This is a genomic window from Rhizobium sp. WSM4643 (assembly GCF_025152745.1).
Classification (GTDB): domain Bacteria; phylum Pseudomonadota; class Alphaproteobacteria; order Rhizobiales; family Rhizobiaceae; genus Rhizobium; species Rhizobium leguminosarum_I.
Window position 1 is genome coordinate 3,517,229 of sequence record NZ_CP104040.1, and the last position, 13,417, is coordinate 3,530,645.

The 13,417-nt window shown below is 59.3% G+C and carries 6 protein-coding genes and 2 pseudogenes; 4 read left to right on the forward strand and 4 right to left on the reverse strand.

Annotated features, from left to right (window positions below; all coding sequences use genetic code 11):
• Window positions 1-447: 447 nt before the first annotated feature.
• Window positions 448-5,988: a trifunctional serine/threonine-protein kinase/ATP-binding protein/sensor histidine kinase gene (locus N1937_RS17565; RefSeq protein ID WP_260056631.1), complete on the forward strand. Its 5,541-nt coding sequence runs from the start codon at window positions 448-450 to the stop codon at window positions 5,986-5,988.
• A gap of 1,251 nt (window positions 5,989-7,239) precedes the next feature.
• Window positions 7,240-7,458 (forward strand): hypothetical protein, encoded by a 219-nt coding sequence (locus N1937_RS17570; RefSeq protein WP_017967289.1) that lies wholly within the window; start codon window positions 7,240-7,242, stop codon window positions 7,456-7,458.
• Between the two features lie 362 nt (window positions 7,459-7,820).
• On the opposite strand, the gene N1937_RS17575 is transcribed toward N1937_RS17570, so the two are convergent.
• Window positions 7,821-8,015: a hypothetical protein gene (locus tag N1937_RS17575; protein ID WP_017967288.1), complete on the reverse strand. Its 195-nt coding sequence runs from the start codon at window positions 8,013-8,015 to the stop codon at window positions 7,821-7,823.
• 506 nt (window positions 8,016-8,521) lie between these two features.
• Here N1937_RS17575 and N1937_RS17580 point away from each other — a divergent pair.
• Together N1937_RS17580 and N1937_RS17585 are read left to right on the forward strand one after the other, a co-directional pair.
• Window positions 8,522-8,809: pseudogene (locus N1937_RS17580) on the forward strand (hypothetical protein).
• Window positions 8,802-8,963, forward strand: a pseudogene (locus N1937_RS17585) (type II toxin-antitoxin system HipA family toxin); the annotation flags it as partial. The pseudogenes N1937_RS17580 and N1937_RS17585, both read left to right, overlap by 8 nt.
• Window positions 8,964-9,151: 188 nt before the next feature.
• Here N1937_RS17585 and N1937_RS17590 read toward each other — a convergent pair.
• The 3 genes from N1937_RS17590 to N1937_RS17600 are packed head-to-tail and all read right to left on the reverse strand — an operon-like array spanning window position 9,152 to window position 13,270.
• Window positions 9,152-10,222 carry a lipocalin-like domain-containing protein gene (locus N1937_RS17590; protein ID WP_222296007.1) on the reverse strand — a complete coding sequence of 357 codons (1,071 nt, stop codon included), beginning with the start codon at window positions 10,220-10,222 and terminating at the stop codon, window positions 9,152-9,154.
• Window positions 10,212-12,614, reverse strand: a complete 2,403-nt coding sequence (locus N1937_RS17595) for an ABC transporter permease (protein ID WP_260056632.1) — start codon at window positions 12,612-12,614, stop codon at window positions 10,212-10,214. The genes N1937_RS17590 and N1937_RS17595 overlap by 11 nt, the downstream gene beginning before the upstream one ends.
• Window positions 12,611-13,270: an ABC transporter ATP-binding protein gene (locus N1937_RS17600; RefSeq protein WP_260056633.1), complete on the reverse strand. Its 660-nt coding sequence runs from the start codon at window positions 13,268-13,270 to the stop codon at window positions 12,611-12,613. The genes N1937_RS17595 and N1937_RS17600 overlap by 4 nt, the downstream gene beginning before the upstream one ends.
• Window positions 13,271-13,417: the final 147 nt, after the last annotated feature.

A 13,417-nucleotide genomic window follows, 5' to 3' on the forward strand; every position in this document is an offset into this window, starting at 1 on the left:
GACGTCGCCGACATGTCGATCGCCGAGCGGAAGTTCGCTGATGGGTATCCGTGCCGGTATCCCAAGGTATCGCAAGACCAAACCACAGTATAATTTCCCGTCGTCCCTTCCGTCGCTAGTGTCTACTCGTTGCCTCGGGCAGGTAGCGAATCCCCCCGTTGCTACCACTAAGCTTCGGCGCTCCTCCATCCGAAGCTCTGTGGGGCCATGACCCGCCTGACCGCCCAGCAGCCGCTGGGCGGTCTTTCGTATAGGTGCACCACGAACGGGTGGGCGATGGCCGCTCGTTGTTGGGACGAACAGGCGAGATGTGCTAAAGAGGTGGGGAAGTGGCCGAGGTTCGTCATATGTGCTCGCTTTTGCCAATTTGACTGGACGGATCTCCGAAATGAAAGTGGCAGTGCCGGAAGCACATCCTCTTTCTTCGGCGTTGGTGGAGATAGGAGTTTGGAGGTTCTTTGGGAGGATGGTGATCGCGTGTTCCACCGTGAACGGCGCCGGGGTGCCGACGGCAAGTGGAACCAGGTACTGGTCGTACTTTCGGCGCTCGAACACCCGACACCTACGAGCCTCGGCCGCCTCGACCATGAATATGGATTGAAGGATGAGCTCGATAGCGCATGGGCGGTGCGACCGCTTGAGTTGGTACGCGAAGGCGGGCGTACCATGCTGGTGCTTGAAGATCCGGGGAGCGAGCCGCTCGCCGGGCGGCTCGGAACGGCAATGGAAACGGAGCTTTTCCTGCGCATTGGGATCGGCATCGCCGCCGCGCTCGGTGGGGCCCACCAGCACGGTCTCGTTCACAAGGACATCAAACCGGCCAATATCCTGGTAACGGGCACGGGCACCGAGGTGCGGCTAACAGGCTTCGGGATCGCCTCGCGTCTCTCCCGCGAGCGGCAGACGCACGAGCCGCCCCAAGTGGTCGCCGGAACGCTCGCCTATATGGCCCCCGAGCAGACCGGGCGCATGAACCGCTCCGTCGATTCCCGCAGCGACCTTTATGCGCTCGGCGTGACGCTCTACGAAATGCTGACCGGCAGCCTGCCGTTCTCCGCCTCCGACCCGATGGAATGGGTGCATTGCCACATTGCACGACGGCCGACACCGCCCGACGAGCGGGTGGCGGATGTTTCACCGGCAGTCTCGGCCATCGTCATGAAGCTGCTCTCCAAGACGGCCGAGGAACGATACCAGACGGCAGGCGGCGTCGAGCACGATCTGAGCCGCTGTCTCAGCGAGTGGGAAACGCAGCGCCGGATTGACGCATTCCCGCTCGGCGAACGCGACATCCCGAACCGCCTGCTGATTCCCGAGAAGTTATACGGGCGGGAGCACGAGGTCGAGACGTTGCTCACTGCCTTCGACCGCGTGGTGTCGAGCGGGGCGCCGGAGTTGGTGTTGGTCTCTGGCTATTCCGGCATCGGCAAGTCGGCGGTGGTCAATGAACTCCACAAAGCTCTGGTGCCGCCGCGCGGCCTTTTTGCGTCCGGCAAGTTCGATCAGTACAAGCGCGACATTCCATATGCGACCCTGGCGCAGGCGTTTCAGAGCCTTGTCCGGGAGCTTCTCGCGAAGAGCGACGCCGATTTGGCACTCTGGCGCGAGACGCTGAGAGAGGCGCTGGGGTCGAACGGACGACTGATGGTCGACCTCGTCCCCGAACTGAAACTCATCATCGGCAACCAACCGCCGGTCGCTGAACTTCCGCCACAGGATGCGGAACGGCGATTCGAGCTGGTATTCCGGCGGTTCATCGGTGTCTTCGCCCAGCCGGAACATCCGCTGGCGCTTTTTCTGGATGACTTGCAGTGGCTTGATGCGGCGACGCTCGATCTGCTGGAAGATCTCTTGACCCGGTCGGATCTGCAACACCTGATGTTGGTTGGTGCCTATCGCGACAACGAAGTCACCGCCGCCCACCCGCTCATGCGGAAACTTGACGCGATCAAAACCGCCGGTGGCAAGGTCGCGGAGATCACGCTTGCGCCGCTTACCAAAGACCATCTCCGGCAGTTGACTGTGGATGCGCTCCACTGTCAGACCGATCGTGCAGCCCCGCTCTCACAAATGATGCACGAAAAGACCGGCGGCAATCCGTTCTTCGTCCGTCAGTTCCTATTTTCGCTCACCGAAGAGGGAATGCTCGCCTTCGATCATGACACGGCATGCTGGTCCTGGGATCTCGGGCGCATTCACGCCAAGGGATACACCGACAACGTCGTGCACCTCATGGTCGGCAAGCTTGAGCGCCAGCCGCCCGAAACGCGGGAAGCGTTGCAGCAGTTCGCCTGCCTTGGAAACATAGCAGATATTGCGACGCTCTCACTCGTCCTCGGGATATCAGAGGAGCAAGTCGCCGGCGCCTTATCGCCTGCCGTCGCTCATGAACTGCTCGAGCAGTTGGCAGACGCATACCGGTTCGTCCACGATCGCGTTCAGGAAGCCGCCTATTCGCTGATCCCGAAGGAGCGACGCGGAGAGTTGCACCTCCGCATTGGGAGGCTGCTTGCTGCGAACACCGCGCCGGAGCTGATTGACGATTATGTTTTCGAGATTGTCAGTCAACTCAATCGAGGAGCCGCACTGATCACCTCAACTAAGGAGCGCGAGCAATTGGCCGAGTTCAATCTGCTGGCCGGCAAGCGCGCAAAGGCGTCGACGGCATACGCCTCGGCGCTCAACTATTTTGTAGCAGGCACGACGCTCCTGCCGGAAGACGCCTGGGAGCGCCAGCGCCAACTGGCCTTCGCACTTGAGCTGAACCGAGCCGAATGCGAGTTCCAACTTGGCGCGTTGCCGGACGCGGAGGAGCGATTAGCACAGCTTTCCAATCGTGCTGTCTGCTCCGACGATCAGGCTGCTGTCGCCTGCCTGCGCATCGAACTCTATGCTGCGCTCGGTCAGACCGGCCGGTCGGCCGCGGTCGGTCTCGACCATGTGAGGCAACATCTCGGCATCGACTGGGCGCCGCATCCGGCCGACGAGGAGGTGCAACGAGAATACGGCCGAATATGGTCGCAGCTCGGGAGCCGCGCGATCGAGGAACTCATTGATCTGCCGTTGATGAGCGACCCAGCATCCTCCTCGACGCTGGATATTCTCACCCGTCTGGTTGGGGCGGTATGGCATACGGATGCGAATCTGGCTTGCATGGCAATCTGCCTGGCTGTGAACCTCAGCCTCGAGCGAGGCAACAGCGACGGCTCCTGCTACCATTATGTGTCGCTTGGCTATATTGCCGGACCGCGCTTCGGCGACTATGAGGCCGGATTCAGGTTCGGTCAGCTAGGCTGCCATCTCGTCGAAAAGCACGACCTGAAGCGCTTTCAGGCCAGGACTTACAAAGACTTCGGGGCTCACGTCATACCGTGGACGAGGCATGTCAGAACCGGCCGCGACATCTTGCGGCGAGCGCTTGACATTGCCAACCAGAGCGGCGACCTCACGTTTGCCGGATACAGCTATGTCAGTTTGAATTCGAACCTGCTGGCGGCGGGAGATCCGCTTATGGAAGTGCAGCGCCAAGCGGAGATTGGCCTCACGTTCGCGCAGGAGGTGCGGTTCCAGTTCGTTGTAGATCTCGCCAGTGCGCAGCTCGGACTCGTCCGGACCCTGCGCGGGTTGACCCGCAAATTCGGCTCCTTCGACGACGAGCGATTCGACGAATTTGAGATCGAACGTCGGTTTTCCGAAAATCCGAATCTTGCGGAAACCTGCTACTTTGTCAGAAAACTGCAGGCGCGGTTTTTTGCCGGCGACTACGAGGCGGCCGTCGATGCGTCATTGCGGGCGCAGAGGCTGCCATGGACATCGGTGTCGCATTTCGAGGAAACGCCGGAGCATCATTTCTACGGTGCGTTGGCCCGGGCCGCATGCTGTGACCATGCTGTGGCTGAGCAGCGGGCGTGGCATACCGAGGCTCTGGTCGCCCACCACCGACAGCTTCAGATCTATGCGAAGAATTGCCCGGAGAACTTCGAGAGCCGAGCCGCGCTGGTCGGCGCCGAAATAGCACGCCTCGAAGCGCGCGAAATCGACGCCGTGCGTCTTTATGAACAAGCGATCCGCTCGGCGCGCGCTAACGGCTTCGTTCATCATGAAGCCCTCGCATATGAACTCGCCGCCCGCTTTTATGAACTGGGAGGCTTCGAGGATTTCGCTCGTCTCTATCTCCGCAACGCGCGTGGCTGCTATCTGCGCTGGGGCGCCGACGGTAAGGTGCGGCAACTTGACCAACTCTATCCCGACCTGAGAGGCGAAGAGCGCGCCTCCTCTCCAACAAGCACCATCGGTGCACCGGTCGAACAGCTCGATCTCGCAACCGTTATCAAAATCTCGCAGGCAGTGTCGGGCGAGATTGTGCTTCAAAAGCTGATCGACACCGTGTTGCGCACCGCCGTTGAGCAGGCGGGCGCCGAGCGCGGCTTATTGATCCTGCCGCGTGGCGGTGAGTCACGGATCACGGCAGAAGCCACGACGGGCGGCGAAACGGTCTTGGTGCAGATGCGTGACGAGATCGTGACAGGAGACACCCTGCCGCAATCGCTCCTTCATTATGTCTTGCGCACAAGCGAAAGCGTCGTTCTCGACGACGCCATTGCTCAGAATCGGTTTTCCGCGGACCCCTACATTTGTCAACACCGTGCTCGTTCTGTTCTTTGTGTGCCGTTGCTCAATCAGGGCCAACTGGCCGGGGTACTCTATCTCGAAAACAACCTCGCCCCTCGGGTCTTCGCGCCGGCCAGGATCGCGGTGCTGAAGCTGCTCGCCTCTCAGGCAGCGATCTCACTCGAGAATACCCGGTTGTACCGCGATCTCGCTGAACGCGAAGCCAAGATCCGTCGCCTCGTCAAGGCCAACATCATCGGGATCGTCATCTGGGATATCGAAGGTCGCATCCTCGAGGCCAACGACGCGTTTCTCCACATGGTGGGATACGACCGAGACGATCTTGCCTCGGGTCGGCTATGCTGGACGGAGCTGACGCCGGCCGAATGGCGCGACCGCGACGCACGGACCGTCGCGGAGCTGAAGAAGATCGGGTCAGTGCAACCGTTCGAAAAGGAATACTTTCGGAAAGATGGCAGCCGTCTGCCCGTGCTGATCGGCAGTGCTCTATTGGAAGAAAGCAGGGACGAAGGCGTCTCTTTCGTCCTCGATTTGACGGAGCGCAGGCAGGCCGAAGAGGCGTTGCGGGAGAGCGAGGAAGCATTGCGCGTGGCGCAGGGGCAACTGGCCCACGCAAACCGCGTCGCCACAATGGGTCAGCTCACAGCCTCTATCGCCCATGAAGTCAATCAACCGCTCGCCGCCTCGCTCACCAACGCCCAGGCCGGCTTGCGGTGGCTAGGTACCCATCCGCCGAATCTGGAGGAAGTGGCTCAGGCACTCGGCCGAATCGCCGAGAACGCCAATCGAGCCGGCGACGTCATTGGCCGGATCCGTGCCTTGGTCAAGAAAGAGCCGCCTCGCGATGGGCAGTTCGACCTCAATGAAGCCATTCGTCACGTCATTGCGTTGACCAGCAGTGAAGCGCATCGGCAAGGCGTCACGCTACAAACCGAATTCGCGACCAGCCTTCCGTCCGTGAAAGGAGATCGCATCCAGGTGCAACAGGTGGTCCTAAACCTGATCATGAATGCCATCGAGGCGATGAGCGGCATCGACGCAGAAGAACGCGAGCTGCTGATCAGCACCGAGTCAGAGTCCTCAGGAGGCGTGGTCGTCGGGGTGCGCGACTCGGGTCCAGGTCTCGACCCGCAGACCATGGACCGTCTATTTGAGGCTTTCTACACGACCAAATCCAGCGGCATGGGTATGGGCCTGGCGATCTGCCGCTCGATCATCGAGGCTCACGGCGGCCGGATGTGGGCAACCGCCAATGGAACTTGTGGGGCAATGTTTCTGTTCACCCTGCCTCTCGAACGAGACGAAACCATCGGCGCAAAGCCAGCCGACCAAATGGCGGCGTGGGAGACTGCGTAGGACTAACAACTGGCCGAAGCTCTCGCAGAAAGTAGGTCTCGGCGAAGTGTTTAGGCCTTAGGCAGAGCCCCTCGTCGCCATCACCAGACGACGAGGTGCAGCGGAGCTGGATTCACCTCTACGATGCCGCGATCGGGCCGATGGCACTGGCGAAAAGCAACGGTCGCATCGACCACCGTGCGAAATCGCGCAACCGGAAACTGGACGGGGTTGGAGAGCATCAACATGTCTGCACCAGCTAAAGGTGCCAGGCGCCAAGCTTGCTGCTCCTCAATTCTGCACGCAAGAGGCGGTCGGGCTTAATGCATGCTCACGGAAATCGCTGAAGGAGTGAGATTTCCGAAGTCGTCTAGAAGACGGACAAGCCCAGCGGAGTAGCAAAAAAGATCGAACTGGGTTCCAGTAACGTATAGGATGAAGGCAGATCTCCAGGCGTGCAAAGCTTGTCCCCAGGGACACTCCATCGTGGTGCGTGGCATGACGGAAAACATCATCAAATGAGCCTCCAAGTCCGTGGACGGCCGTGATGCAATATCTGGCGGCGTGTGGAGCGGAGAGCCTGGAGCCCACGGCCAAGCTTCCCCCGATGCTCTAGGAAAAAGCGTCAATGGAATCAGCTCGATTTGGATGCGGTGGAGGTCGTGTATCATGGTGTCAATCCTTCGAAAGAACGCTAGGGAGCGAAGAGGCAAACGGTCCGACCCGTCGGCTCGCCGGACACCTACCCCTGGCGAACTGTGCTCAAGTCTGTTCTTGATGCAGGCATCGCGAGGCGATGAACTCCTTTGCGACCTTGATGACATTGCCGCGCGGGAGGAAGTACGACGACCGTAACAGGGCGCAGTTCGACCTGCTATTGATCTTGAGGAAGGGTCGGGTAGCGAAGAGGGAGGGGATGCCTTATACAGGGGTTTAGGAGACGCCCGTCGGGGGCCACGGTCAGAAATCAGATAGACTACCACCCGCTCCTTCCCGATAAGATGCTCTCGTCGAGAAATGTATAGACGCTTCATGCTCGAAACGCGCGGCCGAGCCGAGCATAACTCTCTAGCAGCCCGCCTGGTGCTGCCTCCGTATAAGTTGCGCATACACAAGTATGATGGCGGACCTACGCGGTTTGTTTTAGATTTTTCTCATGAGTGCAGGCTTCCCTAGGCTGGTCATGTTCGCACCGGGCGTCGGCAGCCATTGACTAGACATTGGAACCTTGGCCAATTTTCAGGTTCCAAAACCGTTAAGAAGGGACGCAGAATGCCGACGGTATCTCCGACTCCTATCACGCCTGCGGACGAGCACGTTGTTACCGCCCGAGAAGCGCTTGAGCCCCTCTACGAGAGACTTGAGCTTCACACCGACGCCACCCTGCTGTCGGCGGCGATGGAAGCCGGATGGCCGGCCGACGAGGCAACGAAGGCGCTGGCTGCCCTTAGATTGCAAGACGCCCTCAATGTTCTTCGCCGAGGGAATTGAGGTCCAAGCACATCGATGCATGTCCAACGGCCGAAAAAAATGGCAGGCTTCGCAAATCTCTAAAGGAACTAATCCGACCAGGGACTATCCGGAATTGTATAATAGATGCTACCGCAACCGAAAGCGAAAAGTACGGCTTTCGGACGTGGATGGGGTCCTCAGGAAATGGGCCGGGAATCCTAGGTCTACTGTGCTCGTTCACGCCAGCGCCAATATTGATGATCAATCAAATGGCGGCTGCATTCTCCACACCGAATCATTTTTCCAGCATCCAAATGAACGCCGTGGTCGAAAGGACGTCGAGATTAAGGTTTTCAGTCTGTCGAAGTGCCGCACGAGCACGCCGGTATCGACCGTTGCTTCTAACACCGTTCGGCAAGACACCAGAGGCTCTCTTGGTTGCCACGATTTAATAGATCGACCAAGTTATCGGCCTCCTCGGCGGTGAGCATGTCCATGACAAACCCATCGATGGTAACCGCCTGTCCCATGACTTTGTCCAACACAGTCCAGTAAATATTGAGGTTCTTGCAACGGCTATATCTTTGAGCTGGCATTGTGAACGGCTTCCATGTGGTAACGACTTTCGTCAATTGTGAGCGGACTATCAGACATGACTGCCCGGCTGCTCTTGGACATCTGCGAGGCTCGTGACGCTAGTCGGCAGCTCGGCAGAGGAAGAAGCCCCGCATTCAGCGGGTGGTAAAGGAACCGTTGCACCACAAAGAGTTAGGCGGCTCGTTGCCTTTAAGCAGGCGCTCATAGTAGAGCATTTTTGTACCCGCTAATGAAGAGATGCGTTGGAATCAGGCATGCTATCTATTCGTATAGCCTTCCAAAAGCTTGCATCGTCTCCGTTGACGGCGAGCGGCACTTGGTGCCGCGGCCTGCGCCTCGTTCGCTGGTAGGTCTGGATGACCAAATCGAAGTGGCCTGCTGAGAGCCAGGAGTCTCGCACATTCGGACTTCGGCTCGGCACGACGAAGGGATCTGATCGTAGCCCCTAAACTTCCTCTGGAGTAAAAGGTGGCAAACGCCAACACCTCATAATCCTCCGGCCGCCGTGCTTCGCGCGCTACGCAAACAGGGCGCAGACGTACACGACGCTCGCCGGTGTCGCCGCCTGCCTATGGCTGTGGTGGCCGAGCGTGCCTTTACCTCGCGCTCAACGCTTCAAAAGATCGAAGCCGGGGACACCAATGTCAGCATCGGCATCTACGCAGGCGTTCTACAGGCACTCGGCTTGCACTGAGCCAGGTCGCCGACATTAGTAATCACAGCTGGTCAGTCGCTCGCCGGCGCGCAGTTCCGTAAACACGCCCACCTGAAGCGATCGTCGCGTGATGGCTGATTTCGAAGTTCATCTCGACTTACACGGCCGCACACGTCCAATCGGGCTGGCGCGGAGTAATCGCGTGCGTGGTGCCGAGACGATCATGTTCGAGTATGACCGAGCCTGGCGTGAGGACACTGACCGCTCCTCGCTTGAGCCCGCGCTACCGCTTCAGGACCTTCGTCAACGCTCGGCCGCCCGATCCATTCGGGCGGATCGACCCCTGAAACACTAATCAACACATCACCGGACGCTTCCTGAATAGGCGAGACTCCGATCGATCCTGCAGGAATTTACCGAAGGGCTGGCGAGCTTGCACCCTTCAACGAAGGAGCTGTTGCCCGTTGTGAAAGGTAACAGCTAGTAGCCGGTCATCTCAAGATATCCGACCCCTGACGTAGAGCCCGTGAAGCTAATCGGCCCCTCCCAATAGGGCGTTGAGGTCGCCATCCAGGACCGGTCGTTCAACGGTTTGGTCGTGATGTCGAGCGACTTACCCGGTACGCGTATACGCCACGCTACCGGCATTTGGCGGCCATCGACGGTTGCGTTCCGAGTTGGCTCCAGTTGGATGTCGTCTTTCGACAGAGGTGTCGTTCGTCCATCCGCGGATATCCAGTTCGCGGAGATGAATCCGTTGTTGTCGTCACGAAGCCGAAAAGCCATCAGTTTCTCGCCGGAATTCAGGTGCAGTGAGAACCAGTCCCAGCCCGTCTGATTGGACGCAAGCGGCTGCGACGACCACTCCTGGTCCAGCCACGCTTTGCCGCTGACCTTAACCGGCGATCCGGACGTCGTGATCGTCCCCGCCACTTCATAGAAAGGCTGTGAGTAATAGTAGCTCGCCTGTCCGTTCGCCGACTTCACGGAAAAGCCGTTGTCTCCCTGAAGAATGAGCGGGCCGTCGGCCTTGAGGTCTAGGGTGTAGCTGAAGTCCGGCCCGCCCGCAGAGACTGAAACGTCGCCAAGGACGTCCGAGCTGGTTCGCTCGCTACCCTCCATCCGCCAGTCGTCTATCCAAGCCCGAAATGGTGTTGCGGCCACACCCGCCTGCCCGACGCCTCCCCGCGCCAAGCGCTCCGCAACATAGTGATGGCCCCGAGTGGTGATCGCTGCGTGCCCGATCCAGGTCTGCGGATCCGCGAAACCTACCCTGTCTCCCGGAGCCAGCGCAGAGCGAAACAGCGTCCACTGCGCTCCATATTGCCTGCCATTCTCATCTTCGAGATTGGCGGTCACATACCACCACTCAATGCGATAATCAGGATGAGCACCATGATCGGCGGGGAAAGAAAGAATAGAGCCGCGCTCGGGGATCGCAAAACCTTGCGCATCCGATCCCAATCCGGCAAAGCCCTGCGCAAATGTCTGACCGTTCGCCCAGATCACAGCCGCAGCTATCAGGACAGATGCCGACAATCTACCGTTCATTGGCGAAAATCCTCAGCAGGTCCGCAGGATTTACCGAGGCCAGACGCCGAACCGGCACCAGCACCGATGCCAATGCAGCAATAAGAGCGATTGTTCCCAGCCAAAACCAGTCCATTGGAAACACCATCATTGGCAATCGCCAACCAAAAGCCTCTACGTTCACGATCGCAAGCAGAACCCACGCCAGGGCAAGACCGACCGGGATCGCAGCCATAAATGTCGCCAGCCAAAGAGCAAGTGTCCGGGCAACTTCGTAGAGCGCCAGATCCCGTCGCCGGACACCCATTGCCCACACCGGCGCGAGCTGCGGAAGCCGAATAGCAGACAGCGTCAGGAGACTTGAGAACATGGCAAATCCTGCCACAGCAAGGGTGAGGACATTCAACGCGCCCGTCACCTTGAACGTCTGGTCGAAAATCGCTCTCGATTGTCGCTTGAGCGAAGCCTGATCAACGATGGCGGTATCCGACAGACCAAACTCCTCGACCAACTGGCGCTTGAGATCATACGCTCGCTCGGGAGCCACTCGGACCCCGTAGCGAAGTTTCGGGACATCGGGGTAATGATCGACCAGCGTTTTGATCCCGATTATCACTTGCCCATTCGGATTTCCATAGTCCGAGTACACGCCGACCACGGTTAAGCTCCAACCTCCGGGCATGGCCAACGGCTGGCCGATCTTCGCTTCGCCACGACGCCACATCTGCTCGTTGATTAGTGCACCCTGCCCGGCGGCGACCTTATCCCAAACGTCATTGTCGGAAGCAATCAAGGGCCAGTGCTCTCGGTAAGTTGGATCGTCCGCGACACCAAAGATCTGGATCTGTTCGCCAAGCACCTCGCCATCCACGCTCCAGATGGGCAAGACCGCGCTCGAGCGTTTGGTAAGCCAGGCCCGGAGCCGCACAGCTTGCTCCTCATCCTTGGCAGTCAGGTAAAGCTCGGCGGCCAGGCGTTGATCCAGCCATCCGGTGAAAGTCAGCCGGAAGCTCGATACCATCGTGCCGACGCCGATGTTTGCCGACAACGCCAGCAGCAGAGCCATCAAAGCCAGCGACAAGCCGGGAAGCTGTATGCGGGTGTCGGCCCAGAACCATTCCATGAGGGCACTTCGCGACAATTGCTGCGCTTTGGTCAAGATGACCGCAATAAGTCCAGGTAGCATCAGAGCTGTTCCAAGCAGCAGGCAGCCAAGTGTCGCAAAACCCGCCAGCAGCCCGGACGCAGTAGTCGCCAGGATAGCAGCCAAGATCAGCAGAAATCCACCTATTCCCGCTTGAAAGGCAAGCGATCTGGCCGACTCTCTTGCCCACGCTCGCGGCTGTGCGGCAGCCAAAATCGGCAGTTTCCAAACCCGCCACAGGCTCTGAGCTGACGAGACAGCGGTTCCTCCGAGAGCAATCGCCAGTCCAGCCAACCACCACTCCGGCCGAATGGATAGCGAGCCCGATACATCGGCGCCGTAGAGGCCCCTGAGGGTCGCGGCGACGCCCGGCATGAGGAGCCATGCTATGACGTAGCCGAGTATGACGCCGATCAAGCCCGACATCAGCGCCAGCAGCGAAAGCTCGATCAGGAGCATCGTGGTCAATGCTTGAAGCGAGACACCAAGCGATCTGAGTGTCCGAAAAGTCCCTCGACGCTGTTCGAAGCTCAGGCCCGTGGCCGAATACACGATGAAGAGCCCGACGATGAACGAAAGGAAGCCGAAGGCAGTCAAGTTGAGGTGGAAGCTGTCTGTGAGGCGAGCGACGTCTGGTTGTTCAGGCGGTTCGCGGATCGTCAATCCCGCCTGGTCGATTGCTTCGGCGGAAATCTTTTGATTGCCTGCGACCACCAGGCGGTCGATTTTTCCATGCTTCTCGAGCAATCGATCGGCGACCGCTATATCGACGAAGGCGGCGCCGTCGGGAACGTTGCCATCGATTTTGATGCTCATGTTTGTGGCACCACGAAGCCGCTCGGCAGTGGCGCTCGACACGAGCAACTGTCCGCTGGCTGAAAAGAAGGCGGATAGATCTGAACCGCTGGCGATTGTCGCATTCGGGGAGTCCCTTGGCATCGTCAGAGGCTCGATCCCGACCAAACGGAGCCTTATGCTTCCGAAGCGGTAGCTGCCCTCAATCACGGGCGAAACATTGAGGCCCGCTCGACGCAGGCCGCCATAGGCCTCAGTCGCTATGCCATCACCGTCCTTGGCGACGATCTGCCGGAGGTTGCCTTGCTCCAGAACCGATGCCGCCCGGGCATAGCTCGCTCTCGCCTCGGCGTTGATAGCTTGAACGCCGGACCAGAGAGCTGTCGCCAGCGCAATGCCCATGACCAGCGTCAGCAGCTGGAGAGGTCTCCGACACCAGTGTGACAGCAAGGCTGCGAATGCAACGAAGGTCATTCGGCAATCTTCCCACCGCGAAGGATGACCTTTCGGTCCAAACGCGCTGCAAGCCTCATGGAGTGAGTGACGAGAAGCAGAGCCGATCCGGCCGTCCGAGCCAGATTGAGCATCAGATCGAGGACGGCATCGCCCGTTTGCTCATCCAGGTTGCCCGTTGGCTCGTCAGCAAGGATGAGAGGTGGTCGGGCAGCCAAGGTTCGCCCAATTGCAACGCGCTGCTGTTGGCCTCCGGAAAGCTGCTCGGGATACCGAGCGGTGTATTCGCGCAGTCCCAGTTTCTCGATCAACTGCGCTTCCCAAGCCTGATCGTACCGGTTCGCGAGCTTGGCGTGGAACGAAATGTTGGCTGCGACGCTCAGGGATGGGATGAGATTAAACTGCTGGAAAACAAGGCCAACGCTTGTTCTCCGGTATCGAGCCCGTTCGTTCTCTCCAAATAGCGCCAGATCGCTGCCGTTCATCACGACCGAGCCGCTGTCTGCGCGGTCGAGCCCGCCTGCCAGATGCAGCAATGTGCTTTTGCCACTGCCGGACTCTCCGGTGAGCGCGACGCTTTCGCCCGCAGCGACGTCCAAGTCGATGCCCCTCAGGATTTCGATCAGGCCCTCGGCCGTGGAATACGCTTTTTGAACACCTGAAAGGATGAGGATCATCTCGGTCTCTTAAGCACGGGGTTTGCACAATGCAGAGACCCTCGACCTAAGAACTTTCGAGAGGGATCGCAAGATCTTGAAGGCCGCGAGCGCTGGCTGCACCCGTTCTGCCGATGTATCGGTTATTCCGACAATCTCGGCGTCTGG